Here is a 23,645-nt window from a genome sequence, read left to right as displayed (position 1 = left end):
GCAGCGTGGCACTGAACTCTCTACTATCGTTTCACAAATCCACACAGCTACAATGACCAACCATGCAGAGATTACGTTTAACCTATTTTATTGTATTGATTTTTGGCTTTATTTTTGCAGTTCATGCTGAAGATAAACGCTATATTTCAGATGAATTAAGTACTTATGTGCATCGTGGGCCAGGCACTCAGTACCGGATTGTCGGTACGCTGAATGCGGGTGAAGAGGTGACGCTGTTGACGGTTGACAGTGCCAGTAAGTATGGACAAATCCGTGATGCCAAAGGGCGTGAAGTCTGGTTGCCAATGAATCTGTTGAGCGAGACCCCAAGCCTACGTACTCAGGTACCTAAACTGGAACAACAGGTAAAAAACCTGACCGATAAGCTGGCTAACATCGATGAGAGCTGGAGTAAACGCACTGCGGAGATGCAGCAGAAAGTGGCCGCCAGTGACAGCACGATTAATAGCCTGCGGCAGGAGAACCAAGATCTGAAAAACCAGTTAATCGTTGCACAGAAGAAGGTCAATGCGGTCAATTTACAACTTGATGACAAGCAGCGTACCATTATTTTGCAGTGGTTTCTGTATGGCGGCGGTGTAGCGGGCGCGGGGTTGTTGGTTGGCTTACTGTTGCCGCGCTTGTTACCACGACGTAAGAATAACCGTTGGATGAATTGATGCTGAAATGCACACAAACACGGAGGCGGGTAGTCAACATTGATTGAAGGCTATCGGTTGATGTCCTGTAGAAGCGGTTGTCATCGGGAAAACAGCAGTGTTGTACTGGAAGATTGATTGGCTATTGATGTGGCTCCAGCATGGATTGGTTGCTGGTTAACTGGGGAATAGAGTGGTGAATATCTATCTTGTCGGTGGGGCAGTACGTGACACACTGCTCAATCTTCCTGTGTCTGACCGTGATTGGGTGGTGGTTGGCGCTACACCAGCAGAGTTATTGGCAGAAGGCTATCTACAGGTAGGAAAAGATTTTCCGGTATTCCTTCATCCACAAAGCCATGAAGAGTATGCATTGGCGCGAACAGAACGTAAATCCGGGCGGGGTTACACCGGCTTTAACTGTTACTCGGCACCGGATGTGACACTGGAACAGGATCTGTTGCGGCGTGATTTGACCATCAATGCGATGGCACAAAGCGCGGATGGGACCTTGTTAGATCCCTATCACGGCAAGGCAGATCTTGAAGCGCGTATTCTACGCCATGTTTCGCCAGCATTTGCCGAAGATCCGCTGCGAGTGTTACGTGTAGCACGTTTTGCGGCACGTTTTGCCCGTTTCGGTTTTACTGTCGCGCCCGAGACGTTGGCGTTGATGCAGCGAATGACCGAGAGTGGAGAATTACTGGCGCTCTCTGCTGAACGCATCTGGAAAGAAACAGAAAAGGCACTTGCCAGCGAGAGTCCGCAGATCTACTTTCAGTTGTTACGCGATTGTGGTGCGTTGAAGGTGCTATTTCCTGAGATTGATGCCCTGTTTGGCGTGCCAGCACCTGAAAAGTGGCACCCTGAAATTGACACTGGTATACACACGTTATTGACACTACAGAGCGCAGCCCAACTGAGTGACCAGGTTGATATTCGCTTTGCCGCCCTCTGCCATGATCTCGGCAAAGCGTTAACACCGAAGCAACACTGGCCAAAGCATTATGGGCATGGCCCGGCAGGGGTTAAATTGGTGGAAGCGCTTTGCCAGCGGTTACGGGTACCTAATCCAATACGTGATTTGGCAAAGTTGGTGGCGTACTACCATGATTTGATCCACACCGCATTCCAGTTGCGCCCGGAAACGCTACTTAAATTGTTTGATGCGATCGATGTCTGGCGTAAACCAGAACGACTGGAACAAGTGCTGATTGCCAGCCAGGCTGATTCGCGTGGGCGTACTGGATTTGAACAGAGCGACTACCCGCAGGCTGAGTATTTGCGTCAAGCTTATCAGGTAGCCAACAGCGTTTCTGTCAAACAGATTGTCGCCACGGGTATTCAGGGGCAGGCGATCGGCAACGAACTGCAACGTTGCCGTATACAAGCGCTAGCCACCTGGAAAAATCAGCAGCCGTCACCCCTCGCGGAGTAGAGTCGACATTAATACTATTGCAATCGCTTAGCCACGCTCACCGCGCTCAATAATAACGCCAACGTTGCCAGCTTGGGCGACTGCGCCTGGCTTGCTGACTTTGATGCGTACCCACGGCGTATCAAACTGCTGTCGTAAAATTGCAGCAACCTCTTCAGCAACACGCTCCAATAATGCAAAGCGGTGTGTGCTGACATGGCTGATAATTGCCTCACTGACTGCGGCATAGTTAAGACAGTCAGACACATCGTCACTGGCAGCAGCGCGACGGTTATCCCAGCCCATTTCAATATCAAATAGCAGCTTTTGCTTAATGTTCTGTTCCCAATCATAAACACCAATGGTGGCAATGACGTCGAGTTGCTCAATAAATATGATATCCATCATAGGGTTCTCGATTTTTGATTTAATCCAGATAACATTCTGGGCGAAATATGCGTATTATCCACAGATATTGCCAGTAAAACAGGGGCACATCATGATTGGTGAATATGCCCTGAACCAGAAAAAAGTCTATCATCGACCGGAAAGCTACTTATGAGCGCAGTCGCCCTTGGCATGATCATTTTCGCCTATCTGTGTGGTTCAATTTCCAGTGCAATTCTCGTCTGTCGGATCGCCAAATTGCCGGATCCGCGTCAACATGGTTCTGGCAACCCTGGTGCCACCAATGTGTTGCGCTTGGGAGGGCGTTGGGCTGCGCTTGCGGTGTTGTTGTTTGATGTCCTGAAGGGAATGTTACCGGTTTGGTTGGCTTATGTTATTCAATTAGCACCGTTCTATCTTGGGTTAACCGCGATTGCTGCCTGCCTCGGACATATCTATCCACTGTTTTTTCATTTTCGTGGTGGTAAAGGCGTAGCGACGGCATTTGGTGCCATTGCACCAATAGGTTGGGATGTCACTGGACTACTGAGTGGCACTTGGCTGCTGACGGCATTACTCAGTGGTTACTCCTCGCTTGGAGCGATTGTCAGCACATTAATTGTGCCGTTTTATGTCTGGTGGTTTAAACCAGAGTTTACTTTTCCGGTTGCGATGCTCTCCTGCCTGATTTTGTTACGCCACCACGATAATATTCAGCGTTTGTGGCGGGGGCAGGAGAGCAAAATCTGGCATAAATGGCGCAAAAAAACACCAGACTGACCAACGGCGATGAGCAAACGGCTGCTCAAAGTGGTTCTTGGTCAGCGCTTAACCTAATCAACCAGTGACAGCTTAAACATGGAATGGTTTTGTGCAGAAACAAAGAAAAATGGGGAGCTGTGGCTATGCCAACCAATTTTACTGGTCAACAGAGGCTTTGTCATAACGGTGATTGGAACTGATAGTAACCTGTTGCTTAGGTTATTTTAGATTGGCTCCTCTGACTGGACTCGAACCAGTGACATACGGATTAACAGTCCGCCGTTCTACCGACTGAACTACAGAGGAATCGTCTGAACGGGCGCAATAATAACGGCGTGCAAAGCTGAAGTCAAAGCCGAATTACATATTTTGAGTTTGTTTGCTTACACTCTATCCGATGTGTTGGTTTTTTTAGCAGCCGTGGTTTGCTTAACCACCAGTTGTTAAAAAAACAACACAGATGATAACCAACCAGGGACTATTGAAGCGGAATGATGGTCAGCGAATAAAAATGAACTGCCCAAGTATGGCAATGAGTTCAACGTGACCACCAGGCTAACACTGATCAACTTGCTTTAACGGATAGCAACTCTTTACACTCATTGCTCTGATTTGTACCGCTGGGATGATAATGTGTCTACCGCTTTTGTTCGTGATCTGGAGTTTTTGCCAATAGCCGATTTTCCTGGTCGGGTGGCTCAATGTCGTTTTGCGCTGGCTGAGTATTCCGATCAGCTGTTTTCACACCTGGCGATCCCGTTCCCTACACATTTATCGAGAGCTGTGACTAAACGGCGAGCAGAATATCTGGCTGGACGCTATTTGGCTCGCCTATTACTTGCACAATTTGGTTATCCCAACGTGATTCTGCCGCGCGGTGAAGATCGTGCACCTTGCTGGCCAACCGGTATCATTGGTTCACTGAGCCATAATATCGATACCGTACTGTGTGCTGTGCAGCCAACAACGGGCCGTGTTGGTGTGGGGATTGATGTTGAAAGTTGCCTTTCCATTGAGCGGGCTGAAGAGTTATTGGCGATGATCGCCCAAGACAGTGAAGCAGCATGGTTGCGGCAGCAGGGATATCGATTCGATTTTCTGCTAACATTGCTATTTTCAGCTAAGGAGAGTCTGTTCAAAGCCGTTTATCCCCATGTTGGCTGTTATTTTGATTTTCTCGATGCGATGATTGTCGAGCTCAACCTGCCGCAGGGCTATTTTGAGCTGGAGCTACAGAAAACCTTGAATGTTTGTTTTTACCGTGGTCGCCGTTTTAGCGGACGTTTCTGGTTTAACGACCAAAGAGTGACGACATTGCTCTATTTTTAACGCGTTTTAGCCGACGATAAAATCAGTTATCGAGATGAATCGCAACCTCGGTTGCAGTAAGCAAACATCCTGCTTGAAGTAAGGCAGCCATATGCTGTTAAATAGACGTTTGTGCCAGACTGCCCTGCTGTGATTAACACACGGTATAGCCTTAATTAGTACGAATGAGTATCAAAGGGTGCATTGGGTAACGTCCAGCTTGACACACTGGGTAGTGATTTTTTTGAAGGAATGTTCAATGGGAAGTAATCAAAGCAAACTTTATTTGTGCCTGCTGTTGTGCAGTGGCGTTCTACTGTCAGGGTGCCAATATGCGCAGAATTCGTCTGGTCAGACATCGAATTCTGCCGTCCCCCCTTCTGCCGCTGCGCGTAGTAACCTAACAGCGGAGCAGGCAGCATCGGTCGACACCAAAAATAGCAAGATCGGTATTTGCCAAAGTGAGCTGGCATCGCTGAAGCGGATCAATCCAAAGGCGTATGAGGCGAAACAAGCCTATTTTAATGAGCTGGTCAATAATGCCGCGATATATGGTGCTGTGCGTGCCGATGTGAATGAAGGTACTAAAGACACACTTGATGCATTATATCGTTATAAAACCAATCAGTTATGTTCTGAAATTGAACGTGAAGTCCTGCAAAGTCTGATCGAGAGAGGGGAAGGCGTGAAATGAAACGCAGGATATATTGTGGTGCCTTACTGACCTTGGCATTGCCGCTCAGTGCGGTCGGTGCCGAAGATGAGTCCAACATTTTTGATGATAAATTAATCAATTCTCTGGCGGTGATCACCGGCCAGAAGAATGAAGCCCCTGAAGTGTTGTTCTTAAAACCTTTACCAATAGACACCTCAAAACCTGCCGAATCTCAGTCTCGGCTGTTAACCCAGCCCAGTGTCTCCTCTCGTTCGCCAGAGAGTGATATCAATCCTCAGAGTCGAGAGCTTGCTAAACAGCAGGCGACCATCAAACAGCTTAAACAGAAAATTGCCAAGCAGGAAGCTAGCCTAAAACAGCTACGTAGTGCGCAAAACAAGCAGAAAAGCACGTCTGCTGAGTTGCTCGCCTTACAACAAACGATTAAACAGCTCAGACAGGAGAATGCGCAGTTGCAAAAGCAACTGTCGCAGCAGTCTGTGACACAGCAGGCAAATACCCAGCCTGTGCTCAGTCAGCAGCCAACAGAAAAAGCCCCTAAAGTTGAACTGGTTCAACAGCCAGCAGATGCACAACTACAACAGCAGTTGCAGGCACAAAAGCAGGAATTGGAACAGAAGACCCAGCAGTTGGTTCAACTTGAACAGGCATTGCAAAAAAATCAGCAAACTATCGCCAAGTTGGAAGCTCAACTGGCGCTTCCGAAAGATGGCGGCAATCAAGAGCGGCCATCGATATTCAATCGCTTGCTGGGTGTGTTCTCTTCGGAACCTGAAGTGAGTGATGATCCGGCTCAGCAACTAAAGCGACTACAGCGTGAACTGCAAGAGAAACAGAAAGCGAGTGCTAAGTTGCAGCTCGAGCTGGCAGCACGAGTCAAAGAGAGTGAACAGAAGGCTCAACAACTCAAGCAGTTGCAGCAGACACTACAGCAAAGACAGCAGGTAAGCACGGAATTGCAGCAGCAGTTGACAGTGCAAACTAAAGACAGTGAGCAGAAAGCACAACAGTTGAAGCAGTTACAACAAGAGTTGCAACGCACCCAACAGGCGACGGCTGAATTGCAGAAACAGGTGGCGAGTCAGGGCAAGGAAGTTGAACAGAAAACCCAACAGTTAAAGCAACTGCAACGGGCGTTGGATGATAAACAGCAGGGTAGTGGTCAATTGCAGAGCCAGCTCACTGCGCAATCGAAAGAAATCGAACAGAAAGTCAAGCAACTTAAGCAGTTGCAGGATGAGTTGCAGAGCAAGCAGCAGGCGACAGTTGAGTTGCAACAGCAGTTGACTGTTAAGGTCAAGGAGAGTGAGCAGAAAACGCAGCAGTTGAAACAGTTAAAGAGTGAACTTCAGGAAAAACAGCAAGCTGAATCTAAGTTGCAGCAACAGCTAACAGCACAGAGTAAAGAGAACGAGCAAAAAACACAGCAGTTGCAACAATTGCAGCGCGAGTTACAAGATAAGCAGCAAGTAGTGGGCAAGTTGCAGGAGCAGTTGAACAAGCAGACTAAGGATAGTGAACAGAAAGCCGAACAGATCAAACAGTTGCAACAGCAATTGGCAGCACGAGCTAAAGCATCACAGCCACAGAACCCGCCGGAGTTGGAGAAACTGCAGCAGCAGTTGGCTAACCAGGTGAAAGAGACTGAGCAGAAATCTTTGCAGATTAAACAGTTGCAACAGCAGTTGGCGGCGGATGGCAAAACAGCAGAACAGCTTGGTCAACAGGCTTTGGTCTCATTGCAACAGCAGTTGGTCACCCAGAGCAAAGAGAGCGAGCAGAAAGACCTGCAGATAAAGCAGTTACAGCAGCAGCTAGCCCAACAAAGCACCGAACGCGAAAAGCAGGCAGAACAACTGCAACAGCAGTTGAATGAGCAAAGTAAGGTGGCGGAAGAGCAGCAGCGGCAAATTGCACAGCTACAGCAGGAAAAGCAGCAGTTGGCCAAACTGAAAGAGCAGTTGGCACGTCAGTCTGAAGAGAGTGCAAACAAGGAAAAAGAGCTCAAACAGTTGCGGCAGAAATTGGCTGATGCGGAGAAAAAACAGCCTGCGGCAGTGAAAGCGGTGCCCAATACCCAGCAGGAGAAGCGTGACTATGCGATTGGTACCTCGCTGGCGAAGGATATTCTTGATCTGCTAGAGAGCAAGAAATTACTCGGCTTGCAGGTTAATCAGCAGCAGATATTGGCCGGTGTCTCTGATGTGCTGAATGGTCAGCCACAATTACCCCAGGAAGAAATTGTTCAGGCATTGCATGAAAGTGAACAAGAACTGACGGCACAACATAAGAAAATCAAGGATAAAAATGAGCGCGAGGGCGCAAAATATGTGCAGAAATTCAAGAAACAACCTGGCGTGGTGAAGTCTAAGCAAGGTTTCTATTACCGCATTGACTATCCGGGAGATACGCCAATCACCAATGGCTACAATATTGCTGTAGTAGTGAAAGAGAGCTTGGTTGATGGCACCGTGGTGAAGGATATGGATCTCTCTGGAGCGACCATTCTGCAGCCATTGAGTGAGTTCCCACCGCTGTTCCGTGAAGCATTGAGCAGACTGAAGAATCACGGCAGCATTACTTTGGTGGTGCCACCTGAATTGGCATATGGTGATAAGGGTATGATGCCAGATATCCCGCCTGGTGCTACCATGATCTATCACGTGCGGATTATGGATGTTCTGTCACCGGAAGAGGTAGCCAGACAGTAGTGCAGGGTTGAGCGTTCAACAAACAGTGCGGTTCAGAAGTCGTGAACCGCACTGAGTTGCCGGTTATTCTGCCGCCATTTTTCTCTTCTTTCCCTTCCTTCCTTCCTTCCTTCCTTCCTTCCTTCCTTCCTTCTGGTTTATTCTTTGCCGCTGTTTCCACCAGCCACCATCGGTAGCATTGTCACACGCCTCTTGGGCGGTTAGATTTCCAGCTCCAGATCCATTGATGCTGTGCAGCAGCACGGTAAGATTTCACCTTCATTAATTGAGGCCAGAGGGGGTTGCCGGTAGACAACGGCACCTTTCAGTAGCGTCAAGCGGCAGGCACCGCAGTAGCCGGAACGGCATTGATACTCAACTGGAACCTGATTCGATTCCAGCAGTTCCAGTAAGTTATTTTCCCTATTGCTACAGGGAAGCGCTTTACCGGAGATTTTCAGCGAAATGATATGTGCGCTCACCGATAGCTCAACTTATAGCTCAAAATCACTCAGATCATCGGCATTGACTTCAGCATCGATCTGACCGACTAAATAAGAGCTGACCTCCACTTCTTGTGGTGCCACTTGTACGTTGTCAGAAACCAGCCAGGCATTGATCCAGGGAATAGGATTGGAACGTGTCTGGAAGGGCGCAGCTAGCCCGACTGCCTGCATTCGAATATTGGTAATATACTCAATGTATTGACATAAAATATCTTTATTTAAACCGATCATTGAACCATCACGGAACAGGTATTCAGCCCAGCGTTTTTCCTGTTGTGCTGCCGAGAGAAACAGGTCATAACAGGTTTGCTGACATTCGAGGGCGATTTCCGCCATTTCGGGGTCATCACTGCCAGAACGCATCAGATTCAGCATATGTTGTGTTCCGGTAAGATGTAGCGCCTCATCACGCGCGATCAGTTTGATAATTTTGGCGTTCCCTTCCATTAACTCCCGTTCGGCAAAGGCAAAGGAGCAGGCAAAGCTGACATAGAAACGGATCGCTTCTAACGCATTGACGCTCATCAGGCAGAGGTACAACTGCTTTTTAAGCGCACGTAAATTGACAACGATCTGTTTACCATTAACCTGATGAGTGCCTTCACCCAGCAGGTGGTAATACTGAGTCATTTCAATCAGATCATCATAATAGCGTGCGATATCCTGTGCGCGCTGAGTGATTTCTCGGTTGGTGACAATATCGTCAAATACCAGCGAAGGGTCGTTGACAATGTTGCGAATAATATGGGTGTATGAACGTGAATGAATCGTCTCAGAGAACGACCAGGTTTCGACCCAAGTTTCCAGTTCTGGGATCGAGATCAGCGGCAAAAATGCTACGTTAGGGCTACGTCCCTGAATTGAGTCGAGCAGAGTTTGATACTTCAGGTTGCTGATAAAAATATGTTTTTCATGTTCAGGCAACGCTTGATAGTCGATACGGTCACGCGAGACATCAACTTCTTCCGGGCGCCAGAAAAAAGAGAGCTGCTTCTCGATCAATTTTTCAAAAATTTCATATTTTTGCTGATCAAAACGCGCCACATTAACGGATTGACCAAAGAACATCGGTTCGAGTAACTGATTGTTTTTATTTTGAGAAAAAGTAGTGTAAGCCATAAGTTGCCCTCCCTTCATGAATAGCGTTGCGGGAAAAGCCGGCACGGTGTCCGGCTTAGTTTGCGGTTAGATTTTGCAGGCACCGCTTTCACAGTCATCACTGCCATTTGGGGCCGGTCTCAGATCGTCTTGCGCATCTTCTGCGCCATCCCGGGTGTTCTGGTAGTAGAGCGTCTTCACACCAAACTTATAGGCAGTAAGCAGATCTTTCAGTAACTGCTTCATTGGCACTTTACCGCCAGGGAAACGGATCGGATCATAGTTGGTATTGGCGGAAATCGATTGATCGATAAACTTCTGCATCAACCCGACCAGTTGCAGATATCCTTCATTATTAGGCATATCCCACAGCAACTCGTAACCACCCTTTAACTGCTCATAGTCCGGAACCACTTGACGCAAAATACCATCTTTCGAGGCTTTGATACTAATATGACCGCGCGGAGGTTCAATGCCATTGGTGGCATTAGAAATTTGCGATGAGGTCTCGGAAGGCATTAATGCTGATAAAGTTGAGTTACGCAATCCGCTGGTCTTGATCTCCTGGCGCAGCGTCTCCCAGTCGTAATGCAGCGGCTCATCGCAAATGGCATCTAAATCCTTCTTGTAGTTGTCGATCGGCAAGATCCCTTGAGCATAGCGAGTTTCATTAAACCAAGGACAAGCCCCCCGCTCTTGAGCCAAACGATTTGACGCTTTCAGCAGATAGTACTGTATCGCTTCAAAGGTGCGGTGTGTCAGGTTATTGGCACTGCCATCAGAGTAACGCACGCCGTGCTTCGCCAGATAGTAAGCAAAGTTAATCACACCGACACCCAGCGTGCGACGCCCCATAGCACCGCGATGGGCGGCTTTGATCGGGTAATCCTGATAGTCGAGCAGCGCATCAAGCGCGCGCACGGTTAAGGTCGCTAACTCTTCGAGATCATCCAGGCTCTCTATCGCACCCAGATTGAAAGCGGAGAGAGTGCACAGGGCTATTTCACCATTCTCGTCGTTAATATCATCTAGCGGCTTGGTTGGCAGAGCAATCTCGAGGCAGAGATTGGATTGACGCACTGGAGCGACCAGCGGATCAAATGGGCTGTGGGTATTACAGTGGTCGACATTCTGAATGTAGATACGGCCGGTTGATGCCCGCTCCTGCATCATCAGCGAGAACAGTTCAATCGCCTTCACCCGTTGTTGCCGGATAGTGCTATCGCTTTCGTACTGTTTATACAGGCGCTCAAACTCATCCTGATCGGCGAAGAAGGCATCATACAGCCCAGGGACATCAGAAGGGCTAAACAGGGTGATCTCTTCATTTTTAATTAACCGCTGATACATCAGCCGGTTAATCTGAACGCCATAATCCATATGACGCACTCGATTGCCCTCAACACCACGGTTGTTCTTTAACACCAACAAACTCTCAACTTCCAGATGCCACATGGGATAGAACAGCGTAGCGGCACCACCACGCACACCGCCCTGAGAACAGGACTTCACGGCAGTTTGGAAGTGCTTATAAAACGGAATGCAGCCGGTATGGAACGCTTCACCACCACGGATCGGGCTACCTAATGCGCGAATACGGCCTGCATTGATACCAATACCCGCACGTTGGGAAACATATTTTACGATGGCACTTGAAGTGGCATTGATGGAATCAAGGCTATCACCACACTCAATCAGCACACAGGAACTGAATTGACGTGTCGGTGTACGCACGCCAGACATAATTGGTGTCGGCAGTGAAATTTTGAATGTTGAGATGGCATCATAGAAGCGACGCACATAATCCAAGCGAGTGGCGCGCGGATAACCAGAAAACAGGCAAGCGGCGACCAGAATGTATAAAAACTGTGCGCTTTCGTAAATCTCACCCGTGACGCGGTTCTGTACCAGATATTTCCCTTCTAACTGTTTAACCGCAGCGTATGAGAAGTTCATATCACGCCAGTGATCAATAAAACTATCCATCTGCGCGAACTCTTCGGCACTGTAGTCAGCCAGCAGATGTTTATCGTATTTGCCCATCTCCACCATCCGCACAACATGATCGAACAGCTTAGGTGGTTCAAACTGACCATAGGCCTTTTTGCGCAAATGAAAGATGGCCAGGCGTGCCGCCAGATACTGATAATCGGGTGCATCACCCGAGATCAGATCAGCTGCTGCTTTGATGATTGTTTCATGGATATCGGCGGTCTTGATCCCATCATAAAATTGAATGTGTGAACGTAGCTCTACCTGAGAAACCGAGACGTTGTGCAAACCCTCTGCGGCCCAATCGAGGACTTTGTGGATTTTATCGAGATTAATGCGTTCTTTGCTGCCATCGCGTTTAGTGACAAGTAGACTTTGGTTCATGGTTGCTTCCGTGAGTTCCTTATGCAAAAGCATAGTCGTTCTGCTTAATGGGCAAACACTATATATAGTGGTTTGACGTAAGAAGGATGACAAAATAATGATATTAGCACAGCGTTGCAACTGCGAAAATTTTGCTCCTGAGCTAACTATCAAAGCAGGCAGCGCAGAGAGCGCGCCACAGTTAAGGTGGCGCTTTGTCAAGAGTAGAAAAAATTTTTACTGCCCAGGTAAAATTGCGCCAGGTTAATAAAAGGTAAACCTGCCACAGCTTGTCGGATTGATTCACGACATTAAATGACAAGTTTAACTTCACCTACAGGCGAGTTAACTGCCCGATGCGCACACCATCAGTGGCTTTAACCACAGTGTTGTGTATGTACGATGTAGTTCACATCAACACCTTTGCCAAGACTGAAACGATCGGTGAGCGGGTTATAGTGTAGACCGATCATTTGCTGTTCGCGCAAAGCAGTACTATCCAACCAGCCGAGTAGCTCGGAAGGGCGGATAAATTTCTGGTAGTCATGGGTGCCTTTCGGCACCATTTTCAGCAGGTACTCCGCGCCAATTATTGCCAGCAGCCAGGCTTTGCGATTGCGATTGAGTGTAGAAAAAAAGACATGCCCCCCAGGTTTTACCAACTTGGCACAGGCACGGATCACCGATGCTGGATCGGGAACATGCTCCAGCATCTCCATACAGGTCACAATATCATATTGTTGTGGATGAATTTCGGCATGCTGCTCGACAGTCTCCTGCACATAGTTCACCGTAATACCACTCTCCAATGCATGTAACCGCGCCACCTGCAACGGTTCTGCGCCCATATCCAGACCGGTGACTTCTGCCCCTTCGCGAGCCATGCTTTCAGCCAGAATACCGCCACCACAGCCAACATCCAGCACCTGCTTGGCAAAAAGCCCACCCGCACGTTGCATGATATACTGTAGACGTAGTGGGTTGATGCGGTGTAACGGTTTAAATTCACCTTCCAAATCCCACCAACGCGAAGCAACAGCCTCGAATTTAGCGATTTCCTGGTGATCAACATTTTCTGTTGGACGAGTTGCTTGAGCATTCATGGGTGGGATCCACTCCTTATAGTGTATTGGTTGATTATACACCTGACTGAGTCGGTGACTTCAAGTTAGCACAGGCTAGCAACGACAGCTTTCAGCAGTTAATGGAACAAACACACATGCCTGTGTCCGACTGCTCGGGCGGGTGTTGAGATTTGGTTATACACATCAATTTCCCCGTACATGGGGTGTTGTGGTATAGTTCGGTGCTTTTGGTTCTTTTGGTGCTTTGGGCACCAAGCCAGGGCAGATGAATCATTCAGTATGAGGGATAGCGGCTCTATGAGCGACCTTGCCAGAGAAATTACACCGGTCAATATCGAAGAAGAGCTGAAAAGCTCATACCTGGATTATGCCATGTCCGTGATCGTTGGACGTGCGCTGCCAGATGTTCGCGATGGGTTAAAACCGGTTCACCGCCGCGTACTATACGCGATGAACATATTGGGTAATGATTGGAATAAGCCGTATAAAAAGTCAGCGCGTGTTGTCGGTGACGTGATCGGTAAATACCACCCGCATGGTGATATTGCGGTATACGACACCATTGTTCGCATGGCTCAACCTTTTTCATTGCGTTACATGCTGATAGATGGGCAGGGTAACTTTGGTTCCGTTGATGGTGACTCTGCGGCTGCAATGCGTTATACCGAAGTGCGCATGGCGAAGATAGCCCATGAACTGCTGGCGGATCTGGAAAAGGAAACAGTTGATTTTGTGCCTAACTACGATGGCACGGAACAGATCCCGGAAGTGATGCCGACAAAAATCCCGAACCTGTTAGTCAATGGTTCGTCGGGGATTGCGGTTGGCATGGCAACGAACATCCCGCCACACAATCTCACCGAGATCATCAATGGTTGTTTAGCCTATATTGATGACGAAAATATCACTATCGAAGGGTTGATGGAGCATATCCCCGGCCCCGATTTCCCTACAGCAGCGATCATTAATGGTCGCCGAGGCATAGAAGAAGCGTACCGCACCGGCCGTGGTAAAGTCTACATTCGCGCACGGGCAGAAGTAGAGACAGACGCTAAATCAGGCCGTGAAACTATCATCGTTCACGAGATCCCTTACCAAGTCAATAAAGCACGCCTGATTGAAAAAATTGCCGAACTGGTAAAAGAGAAACGCATTGAAGGCATCAGCGCACTGCGCGATGAGTCCGACAAAGATGGTATGCGCATCGTGATCGAAGTGAAACGCGATGCAGTGGCTGAAGTGGTGTTGAACAACCTTTACTCACTGACCCAACTACAGGTGACCTTCGGTATTAACATGGTGGCGCTACATCAAGGCCAACCCAAGTTACTAAACCTGAAAGATATCCTGGAAGCCTTTGTGCGTCACCGGCGTGAAGTGGTAACACGGCGCACTATTTTTGAACTGCGAAAAGCGCGTGAACGGGCACATATCCTAGAAGCACTGGCGATTGCGCTCGCGAACATTGATCCCATTATAGAACTGATCCGGCGAGCACCGACACCGGCAGAGGCAAAAGCGGCATTGACCGCCCGCCCTTGGCAATTGGGCAATGTTGCCGCGATGCTGGAACGTGCTGGTGATAATGCAGCACGCCCTGAATGGTTAGAACCACAATATGGCATTCGTGACGGTCAATATTATCTGACTGAACAGCAAGCTCAGGCCATTCTTGATCTGCGTCTGCAGAAATTGACTGGCCTTGAGCATGAAAAGCTGCTTGATGAGTATAAAGAGTTACTCAAACTGATCGCCGAGCTGATTTTCATCTTGGAAAACCCCAACCGCCTAATGGAGGTGATCCGTGAAGAGTTGACGGCAATGCGCGATCAGTTTGGTGATCCCCGCCGCACTGAAATCACAGCTAACAGCTCTGACATCAACATTGAAGATCTGATCAACCAAGAAGACGTGGTAGTGACGCTATCACATCAAGGCTATGTTAAATATCAACCACTGAGCGACTACGAAGCACAGCGCCGAGGTGGCAAAGGCAAATCAGCCGCTCGGATTAAGGAAGAGGACTTTATTGATCAGCTACTGGTCGCCAACACTCACGACACTATCCTCTGTTTCTCCAGCCGAGGGCGTCTCTACTGGATGAAAGTCTACCAGTTGCCAGAAGCGACACGCGGTGCGCGTGGTCGACCGATTGTCAACCTGCTACCGCTGGAAGCGAATGAACGCATTACCGCCATTTTACCGGTCCGAGAGTATGAAGAGGGGCGGCATGTATTCATGGCAACCGCGAGTGGCACAGTGAAGAAAACCGCACTGACTGAATTCAGCCGTCCACGTAGCGCGGGCATTATCGCAGTGGGTCTGAATGAAGGTGATGAACTGATCGGTGTTGACCTGACGGATGGCAGCAACGAAGTGATGCTATTTTCTGCCAATGGCAAAGTGGTACGCTTCCCCGAAGAGCAAGTACGTTCAATGGGGCGAACCGCGACAGGGGTACGCGGTATCAACCTCAGTGAGGGAGACAGTGTGGTCTCACTGATTGTCCCACGTGGTGACGGTGAAATATTGACAGTGACACAGAATGGTTACGGTAAACGCAGTGCAATCAGCGAGTATCCAACCAAGTCACGTGCCACCCAAGGTGTGATCTCGATTAAAGTGAGTGAACGCAATGGACAAGTGGTGGGTGCGGTACAGGTGGCCAGCAGTGACCAAATTATGATGATCACCGATGCTGGCACGTTGGTGCGCACCCGAGTAGCGGAAGTGAGTGTTGTTGGCCGTAATACGCAAGGCGTGATTTTGATCCGCACAGCAGAAGATGAGCATGTAGTTGGCTTACAGCGCGTTGCTGAACCGGTTGAAGACGATGAACTTGATCAATTGGCATCGACGAAAGGGATGGCAGAGCCGGAGTCTGCTGAGCAGCCTGTGGAACAGTCTGATGCAGACTGGGAAGCAGACGCAGAGGATCAGTGAGATAAAATGGACTAACTATAACTGACTCAATGTGTTGGGTCAGTTAACAACGGTTGGTCATCATCATCTTACGGGTAATGGTGCAAAGCTAGCAAATTTTCTGCATAAAATGCTAGACATTTCATGGCGACATCGTTATTATGCTGCCCATTGGAAGGATGGCCGAGTGGTTTAAGGCAACGGTCTTGAAAACCGTCGACGGGCGACTGTCCCAGAGTTCGAATCTCTGTCCTTCCGCCAAATATCAACCCCAAGCTCTAACAGCTTGGGGTTTTTTATTGTGTGTCAAACACGCGGGATAGTGTTTCCTCAAGCACGCCTGCTTGAGTGTGGCAGCCATGCTACCCAGCGTGTATCAGCACAAGCGAATGTCAAAACCCACGCGGTGAACACCCCCTTACTGAGCAGGCACGTGCATTGATTTGAGTTGCCTGGAGTGAAAAATATACAGATTTTGCTGGTATTATGTGCACCAGTTAGGGCTATGTTGATCGGTATCAAGGTGATAGACGGCGATTGAGTGTTAAATCCTGCTTACCAGTTAAATGTTATAAAATGTGTAGTTATGTGTTCATATATTTCTTTTTGCTGTTATTGGTGTAATCTATGCGTTTTTAGTCTATGCAACGCATCGACTATTTAGTGAAATCACAACATAAATGCATTAGGGTGATAGTCACCTACTGAACCAATTTGATAACGACTATTTTTAGTTGCTCGTTAGAATATCTTCTCCGAGAGAGAGGGTATTGCTCTCCTTTTAAGAAGTTAACTTATCCATCAGGGCAAAGCGTTTCATTATTTAGTGATTAGTTTAATAAAATAGCAGTAGCCGAGTTTATTTGAGTATGAGTGCTTGGCAGATAAATGACTACTGGCAATTGACTGGCTATCTAACTAATCAAGAAACAGCTTAACCAGGCTTTTCTCGACTACTGAATCATTCCAGCTAAATATAAATAGTGTTACAGGTGAAATGTCACTTGTCACGCTGGGTGGTTTATTGTCTTCAAGATTAACCGTGATTGATAGGGAAATTATGACTATTGATAGTATCGCTTCGTTAAATATATCGCATAAAAGACCAGACTCTAGTTGGTTGGTACGTTTAAATCAGCCTAGAAGAGCCTCGCTTCGTCTGTTTTGTTTTCCTTATGCCGGAGGCAGCAGTCAGGTATTTCGCAATTGGCCGCAACTGATTGATAGCGAGATTGAGTTGATTGCGGTTCAACTACCGGGACGAGGGACGCGGTTGCATGAGCCAGCAATATCCTCGGTTGAGATCCTGGTCGAACAGATTACTGCGGTGATTCAAACGAACATCACTACGGGGCGTTTTGCTTTTTTTGGGCATAGCATGGGAGCCATGATCATGTTTGAAGTGGCGCGTGCGCTCAAGGCGCAAAAGCAGCCACAACCAGAGTGCCTGTTTGCTTCCGGGTGTCAGGCTCCGCAATGGATACGGGCACCACGTAATATTGCCGCAATGAGCGATGAGGCATTTATTGCATGGTTGCGTCAGTTACAAGGGACACCGGCAGCAATTTTCAACAATAGCGAGCTGTTACAGGTGCTGCTACCGATGCTACGTAGTGACTTTGCTGCGGTGGATGGTTGGCAGTTTGTGCCTTCGGCCCCATTGAGCGTGCCGATTATCGCCATGGCAGGGTGCCAGGATGCACAGATATCAGTTCCCTCGGTCGGCGCTTGGTCGGAACAGACGATCGCCAAGTTTGAGTTGTTAACTTACTCAGGTGGTCACTTCTTCATACATGAACAAGAAAAACGGGTGGTTGCTGCCGTGAATGAACAGTTACGTAGCCTCATGTTTGGTTAGATATCAATAGACTTTGCTAATGACTTATTGCCCGAAATAATCCATTGTTGCGCAGGGATAGAGTTGAAATAGCATGGATTGAGGCTGTGTTGTGCTATTTGTTAAAACAAAAGCAGAGATCAGTGATGTTATTTTAATTTCAATAATCAAGTTTAGTTTCTATTTACTATTCTAGATTTGGCTAAATGAAATTAGATATGGTGGTTTCGTATTTTAAACTGTGAAGACCAATAGGGTGACTATTTTATGGTGAATTAATTGCTATAGGGCTGATATTGTTCATGCATTAATAGTGGGGTTGAATTAATAAATTAGACACTGCCATGGAGATTTAAACTATGAATATTTCATTAGTAAGTCATGCTGACGAAAAACAGATTGCAATTGTCGGGATCGGTTGCCGTTTCCCAGGGCACGCCAACGGTGTCACACAACTGTGGCAGAGTTTATTAAACGGGGTCGATGGCATCTCAGAAATTCCACCAACGCGTTGGAATATCGCCTCATTCTTTCATCCTCAAAAAGGCATTGCCGGTAAATCAGCCACTCGATGGGGTGGGTTTATTGAGGCAATCGACCAGTTTGATGCCGAGTTTTTTGCTATCTCGCCGCGCGAAGCAAAAGTGATGGATCCGCAACAGCGGCTGTTGCTGGAGGTGTGCTGGGAAAGCCTGGAAGATGCCGGTTGTGTGCCCAGCCAGTGGCAGGGGCGGCCGGTCGGGGTTTTTGTCGGCGGCTTCACGTTAGATTACATGTTGATGCAACTCGGCGGCGGTGAGTACCGCAACGTGGAGCCTCACACCGCCACCGGCTCGATGATGACACTGCTGGCGAACCGTCTCTCCTACGTATTTGGCTTTCAGGGGCCGAGCCTGGCGGTAGACACCGCCTGCTCTTCGTCATTGGTGGCGATCCACCTGGCTTGCCGTAGCCTGCTGGACGGCGAGTCAGAGATGGCGATTGCCGGTGGCGTGAATGCGCTGCTCGGCCCGAGTTACACCATTGCGGAGTCACGTGCCGGCATGTTATCGCCCACCGGGCGCTCCAGGGCGTTTGACGCCCGTGCCGATGGCTATGTGCGCGGCGAAGGGGTGGGCTTAGTGGTACTGAAAACCCTGGCCCGCGCGCAAGCGGACGGTGACCAGATTTACGCGCTGATCCGCGCCACGGCGGTGAATCAGGATGGCAGCAGTGACGGGCTGACGGTGCCGAGTGGTGATGCCCAGCAGCGCTTAATGACCGAGGCGTTGACCAAAGCCCAGGTGACACCGGCGCAATTGAGTTACGTTGAAGCCCACGGCACCGGAACACCGGTGGGTGACCCGATCGAGGCCAACGCAATTGGTAGCATCACCCGGCAGGGACGCGCCAGCGACAATCCTTGCCTGCTGGGCTCGATCAAAACCAATATTGGCCATACCGAAGCCGCCGCCGGTGTTGCGGGGCTGATCAAAGCGGCGCTGGTATTGCAACAGCGCTGTGTGCCACCGCACCTGCATTTTCAGAGTGCCAATCCGAAAATTGATTTTGCCGCATTAGGATTACACATCCCCAGTCAAGTCACCCCATTAGCCGAGACAGGCACACTCTACGCGGCGGTCAACTCATTTGGTTTTGGCGGCACCAACGCACATGCGATTTTGAGCAGCGTGGCGCCACCGGCCGCAGCGGGGAACACAGACTCCTGCCCGCCACCGGCTGCGTGGATATTGCCAATCTCGGCGCGCCACCCGGCACTGTTGGCGCAATCAGCCGCCGCCTGGGCCGCGATGTTCACGCAGCTTGAGCCAGGTGAGGGAGAGAGTACAAAGGCGTTGCGTGACATCTGCCACAGTGCCGCGACGCGGCGTGAACAGCATCCGTATCGTGCAGCGGTCGTCGGGCAGAGTGCCGCCGAACTGGCCGAGGGGCTACAGCACCTGAGCCAGGGTGAGAGCCACCCGGCGCTGTTTGTCAGCCCAGAAGGCGGCGCAAACCGGCACGGCTTGTGTTTTGTCTACACCGGCATGGGGCCGCAGTGGTGGGGGATGGGACAGGGATTATATGCCCGAGAGCCGGTGTTTGCTGCAAGCGTTGACCGTTGCTGCCAACTGTTTGAAGCGATAGCGGGCTGGTCGCTGTTTGATGCCATGTTCAATCAAGCAGCATCAGCACGGATGGCTGAGACGGAAGTGGCGCAACCGGCCAACTTTGTGCTGCAAGTGGCGTTGACGGACCTGCTGGCGGCGTGGGGGATCCGGCCGGAGGCGATTGTTGGGCACAGTGCTGGAGAGCCTGCGGCGGCCTATGCGGCGGGGGTGCTGTCGTTAGCCGAGGCGGTTCAAGTGATTTATGTGCGCAGCTCGTTGCAACAGACCACCACTGGGCAAGGGCGGTTAATGGCGGTGGGGTTGGCGCCAGCGGCGTTGCAGGCGGAACTGGCATTGTTACAACAGCCGTCACTGTCGTTAGCGGCGATCAACAGCCCCACCTCGGTGACGGTGGTCGGTGATGATCAGGCGATCAGCCAGTTAAAGCAGCATCTCGATCAGCACGCGGTGTTTGCCCGTGAATTACGGGTATCGGTGCCTTATCACAGTGTATTTATGGCGCCGCTGGAAGCGGCCGTGCTTGAGCAGTTGGCTGGATTGCAGCCACAAGCGGCGCACACCCCCCTCTACTCGACGGTCACCGGACAACCGGTGATGGGCAGCGAACTGGATGCGGTCTACTGGTACCAAAATATTCGCCAGTCGGTTGAGTTTTTAGCCGCGAGCCAAGCGATAGCGCAGTCGGGGTTGAGTGACTTTGTTGAGATAGGCCCACATCCGGTGCTGGGTGCCTCATTGAAGGAGACGTTTGCGGCGTTGGGGCGCACACTCAGCGTGACGGCGACCTTACGGCGCGAAACGGATGAGGCTCGGCAGTTGCGTGACAACCTGGCGCAACTGCATGTGCTGGGGTATTCCCCCGACTGGCCCGCGTTGCAGGGCGCAGGGCAGTACACCCGCCTGCCACTGCCGGTGTGGAAAAGCACCCGGTTATGGCATGAACCGCCGCAGGCGGAGCGGGCACGATTACAGGCGCCGGAGCACCCGTTGCTGGCGCGTCGACTGGATCTGGCGACCCCGGTCTGGGAAGTGGATCTGGAAAGCGCGGCGCTCGATTTTCTGCCGGATCACCAAATCCAGGGCTCGGTCGTGTTTCCGGGCACCGGCTACATTGAGATGGCATTGCATGCGGCAAGTACATTATATGGATCGTTGCGTGTGGTTGATTTTCAACAAATCTCGTTTATTAGCGCGTTGTATATAATTCCGGAGAACCCAGTGACATTGCGTTTGAGCGTGGAGCCAGCCAGTCACTGTTTTACCATTCAAAGTAAACCCTATCACGATCTGGATGCGGCCTGGCAGACACACTGCACCGGCCAGTTCTGCCTGAGCCAAATAACCCAAACAGCACCGATAGACTTGGAGACGCTACAGCAGGCGTGCCCGCGTGAGATCAGCAAGCTGGCCTGTTACCAGCACTTCCGCGCACTGGGGCTGGAGTACGGCGAGACGTTTCAGGGGATCGCGCAGTTATGGCAGGGCGATAACCAGGCGGTCGCGTTACTCGAGGTTCCGGCGGTGTTACAGCATAAGCTGGCCGATTTTCACGCCCACCCGGCGGTACTGGATGTCTGTTTTCAGGTGCTTGCCGCCACCTTGCCGATCAAACAGAGTGGCAACTTGGTGTATATGCCAACGCAGGTTGCACATGGGCGCCGTTATGGTGCATTGAGTCACCGGTTGTGGATCGTCGCCCAGTTAACCCACCAAGATGAACAGGGCCTGTGTGGCGATATCGTGATGTATAACGACGCTGGCGAGAAAGTGTTTGATATTCATCAGTGTCAAGCGCGTGCGATGGGCGGCGAGCGCGAAGCAAACGGGCGGGTGGTGGCAGAACAGCACCTGTATCGGCCTGCTTGGGTGGTGCAACCGTTGGAGGAAATAGCGGCATTGGCGAGTGGAGAGGGTGGCACCTGGCTGCTCTACGGCGAAGCGGGTGAACAGTGCGACGCGCTGGCGCAGGCGCTGTCTCAACAAGGGCAACAGGTGATCTGTGTCACGGATCAGGGTGAGATCCTCGGCTTGACTGAGGAAGGGAACGCACAGGGCAACCCGGGGAGTTGGGACGCGACACAGAAACCGGCGTGGATCGGGTTGCTGAACCAAGTATCGGCGCAGTATCGGTTACGTGGTGTGGTTCATCTGGGCGCCAGCACACCGGCACTGAGTCAGGCCAGCGCATCTGGGTGGGACAGTGAGGAGTTGCAGCAGGTGGTCGGTGCGCGCTGCTTAACGGTACTGGCGCTGACACAGGCGTTGGCGGAGCTGGAGTTAGCGACAGAGCCACGGCTATGGATCGTGACACGCGGTACTCAGCCGGTGGCTGAGCAGGCGGTCAGCCACCCGTTCGATGCGGCGGTCTGGGGATTGGGGCGGGTGTTGGGACACGGCGAACACATTCGTCTCTGGGGCGGCATGATCGACCTGCCGACACAGCCGAGCGCAGACGAGGGACGGCAAATTGTCGCCGATCTGCTGTCATCCAGTGGTGAAGATCAGATTGCCTGGCGAGATCAACAACGCTACGTGATGCGGCTGGAACAGTGCGACACCCGGTCAGCAGGGATCTCGCCGCCGGCCTTACGCCGTAACGCCAGCTACCTGATCACCGGTGGGCTGGGGGCGTTGGGGTTAGTGATTGCGGCGTGGTTAGTTGAACGCGGCGCACGCCACCTGATTTTAGTCGGGCGGGAAGGGTTACCGGCACGCGCGCAGTGGAATGCGGCGACAGTCAGTGACAGCCAGCGGAAAAAAATTGCGGCGGTGCAGGCATTGGAAGCGGCGGGTTGCCGGGTGCAGGTGGAAGCGCTGGATATCAGCGAGCTGTCGCAAGTAACGGCATTGGTCTCGACGTATGAAGCGGCGGGTTATCCGCCGATCCGTGGTGTGATCCACTCAGCGGGTGTGGCGACACCGCAGTTACTGAGCCAGATGACGGCGCAAGATTTTATGTCGGTGATGCCAGCCAAAGTAGAAGGGGCCTGGTGTTTACATCAGGCTTTCAGCCACTCATCACTGGATTTCTTTGTGCTGTTCTCTTCGGTGGCATCTTTGGTGATCTCAATGGGGCAGAGTAACTATGCGGCGGCGAATGCGGCGCTGGATGCACTGGCGCACTGGCGGCGTGGGCAGGGGTTACCGGCGCTAAGTGTTAACTGGGGGCCGTGGGGCGATGTCGGTATGGTGATTGAACTTGACTTGCTGAAGCATTTTTATCAGCGCGGTTTTATTGCAATGACCTCACAACAGGGAACGCAGGCATTAGGCCAACTGCTCTCCAGCGATCGAGAGCAAGCGATTGTGCTGGGGGCGCAATGGCAGAGAATAACAGATACCAGTCCACTGGGTATTCCGGCACCGCTATTGTTGACCGTGTTAGCGGAGGAACAACGGCAACAACAGCAGGCTCGTCATGCAGCTTCAGGCGAGACAGTACAGGACTTTACCCAAGCGTATCGGGCTTGTGCCAGTGCAGATGACCAGCAGGTGTTGGTGGTTAGTCAGCTGAAACAGTTGGTTAGCCAAGTGTTGCGCATCGAGATGGCAGCGTTGACTGAGGATCGGACACTGACGCAATTAGGCATGGACTCGATGATGGCGATTGAATTAAAGAACCGCATCGAGCGGACATTAAAGGTGAATATCGCGATTGTCGATCTGTTGAAAGGCGCGAGCATTGACTCTATCGCCGCGCTGTTAGCAACGGAAATTGCATTGGTGCACGGTGTGGTTGATGACGAGCTTGCTGACATTCTTGGCGAGTTAAGGGAGTTGGGGATCACTAACGCCAATACGCTATTTTCAGATGCTAACTAACGAAGCCGAG

General features: G+C 50.6%; 14 protein-coding genes and 2 tRNA genes. 10 read left to right on the top strand and 6 right to left on the bottom strand.

Annotated features, from left to right (window positions below; genetic code table 11):
• Nucleotides 1-62 precede the first annotated feature (62 nt).
• Nucleotides 63-680, top strand: a complete 618-nt coding sequence (locus EOJ37_RS01465) for a TIGR04211 family SH3 domain-containing protein (RefSeq protein ID WP_127956909.1) — start codon at nt 63-65, stop codon at nt 678-680.
• A gap of 175 nt (nt 681-855) precedes the next feature.
• A complete protein-coding gene (locus EOJ37_RS01460) occupies nt 856-2,097 on the top strand; it encodes a multifunctional CCA addition/repair protein (protein WP_127956907.1) in 1,242 nt (413 codons plus the stop codon).
• Between the two features lie 27 nt (nt 2,098-2,124).
• Here the strand turns inward: EOJ37_RS01460 and folB are convergent, their stop codons facing one another.
• Nucleotides 2,125-2,481, bottom strand: a complete 357-nt coding sequence (folB, locus tag EOJ37_RS01455; protein ID WP_127957113.1) for a bifunctional dihydroneopterin aldolase/7,8-dihydroneopterin epimerase — start codon at nt 2,479-2,481, stop codon at nt 2,125-2,127.
• Nucleotides 2,482-2,634: 153 nt separating this feature from the next.
• On the opposite strand from folB, the gene plsY reads away from it, so the two are divergent.
• Nucleotides 2,635-3,243 (top strand): glycerol-3-phosphate 1-O-acyltransferase PlsY, encoded by a 609-nt coding sequence (gene plsY / locus EOJ37_RS01450; protein WP_127956905.1) that lies wholly within the window; start codon nt 2,635-2,637, stop codon nt 3,241-3,243.
• Between the two features lie 212 nt (nt 3,244-3,455).
• On the opposite strand, the gene EOJ37_RS01445 is transcribed toward plsY, so the two are convergent.
• Nucleotides 3,456-3,531, bottom strand: a tRNA-Asn gene (locus EOJ37_RS01445).
• 327 nt (nt 3,532-3,858) lie between these two features.
• Here EOJ37_RS01445 and EOJ37_RS01440 point away from each other — a divergent pair.
• From EOJ37_RS01440 to EOJ37_RS01430, 3 genes are all read left to right on the top strand, one after another.
• Nucleotides 3,859-4,554, top strand: coding sequence for a 4'-phosphopantetheinyl transferase family protein (locus EOJ37_RS01440; RefSeq protein WP_127956903.1), 696 nt, complete (start codon nt 3,859-3,861; stop codon nt 4,552-4,554).
• Between the two features lie 238 nt (nt 4,555-4,792).
• A complete protein-coding gene (locus tag EOJ37_RS01435; RefSeq protein ID WP_127956901.1) occupies nt 4,793-5,227 on the top strand; it encodes a hypothetical protein in 435 nt (144 codons plus the stop codon).
• Nucleotides 5,224-7,920 (top strand): FKBP-type peptidyl-prolyl cis-trans isomerase N-terminal domain-containing protein, encoded by a 2,697-nt coding sequence (locus EOJ37_RS01430; protein ID WP_127956900.1) that lies wholly within the window; start codon nt 5,224-5,226, stop codon nt 7,918-7,920. Before EOJ37_RS01435 ends, EOJ37_RS01430 begins: the two co-directional genes overlap by 4 nt.
• Nucleotides 7,921-8,120: 200 nt before the next feature.
• Here the strand turns inward: EOJ37_RS01430 and yfaE are convergent, their stop codons facing one another.
• The 4 genes from yfaE to ubiG all read right to left on the bottom strand — a co-directional run bounded on the left by yfaE (nt 8,121) and on the right by ubiG (nt 12,961).
• Entirely contained in the window at nt 8,121-8,381 is a 261-nt protein-coding gene (yfaE, locus tag EOJ37_RS01425) for a class I ribonucleotide reductase maintenance protein YfaE (RefSeq protein WP_127956898.1), read from the bottom strand.
• 12 nt (nt 8,382-8,393) lie between these two features.
• A complete protein-coding gene (gene nrdB / locus EOJ37_RS01420) occupies nt 8,394-9,524 on the bottom strand; it encodes a class Ia ribonucleoside-diphosphate reductase subunit beta (RefSeq protein ID WP_127956896.1) in 1,131 nt (376 codons plus the stop codon).
• Nucleotides 9,525-9,590: 66 nt separating this feature from the next.
• Nucleotides 9,591-11,879, bottom strand: a complete 2,289-nt coding sequence (nrdA, locus tag EOJ37_RS01415; protein ID WP_127956894.1) for a class 1a ribonucleoside-diphosphate reductase subunit alpha — start codon at nt 11,877-11,879, stop codon at nt 9,591-9,593.
• Nucleotides 11,880-12,235: 356 nt separating this feature from the next.
• The gene (gene ubiG / locus EOJ37_RS01410; protein ID WP_127956892.1) at nt 12,236-12,961 is read right to left on the bottom strand and encodes a bifunctional 2-polyprenyl-6-hydroxyphenol methylase/3-demethylubiquinol 3-O-methyltransferase UbiG; all 726 of its coding nucleotides are present in this window, start codon (nt 12,959-12,961) and stop codon (nt 12,236-12,238) included.
• A gap of 279 nt (nt 12,962-13,240) precedes the next feature.
• Here ubiG and gyrA point away from each other — a divergent pair, with 279 nt between their 5' ends.
• The 4 genes from gyrA to EOJ37_RS01390 all read left to right on the top strand — a co-directional run bounded on the left by gyrA (nt 13,241) and on the right by EOJ37_RS01390 (nt 23,635).
• Nucleotides 13,241-15,886: a DNA topoisomerase (ATP-hydrolyzing) subunit A gene (gyrA, locus tag EOJ37_RS01405; RefSeq protein ID WP_127956890.1), complete on the top strand. Its 2,646-nt coding sequence runs from the start codon at nt 13,241-13,243 to the stop codon at nt 15,884-15,886.
• Between the two features lie 152 nt (nt 15,887-16,038).
• Nucleotides 16,039-16,126: transfer RNA gene (locus EOJ37_RS01400), tRNA-Ser, on the top strand.
• A gap of 799 nt (nt 16,127-16,925) precedes the next feature.
• Nucleotides 16,926-17,723 carry a thioesterase II family protein gene (locus EOJ37_RS01395; RefSeq protein WP_162473639.1) on the top strand — a complete coding sequence of 266 codons (798 nt, stop codon included), beginning with the start codon at nt 16,926-16,928 and terminating at the stop codon, nt 17,721-17,723.
• A 338-nt stretch (nt 17,724-18,061) separates the two neighbouring features.
• Complete coding sequence (locus EOJ37_RS01390) at nt 18,062-23,635, top strand: type I polyketide synthase (RefSeq protein WP_127956886.1); 5,574 nt, start codon at nt 18,062-18,064, stop codon at nt 23,633-23,635.
• Nucleotides 23,636-23,645 lie beyond the last annotated feature (10 nt).

The sequence above is a fragment of the Serratia microhaemolytica genome (assembly GCF_004011885.1).
Taxonomy (GTDB): Bacteria; Pseudomonadota; Gammaproteobacteria; order Enterobacterales; family Enterobacteriaceae; genus Serratia_G; species Serratia_G microhaemolytica.
The sequence above is the reverse complement of the archived record's forward strand: the minus strand, read 5'-3'. Positions and strand labels throughout refer to the sequence as shown.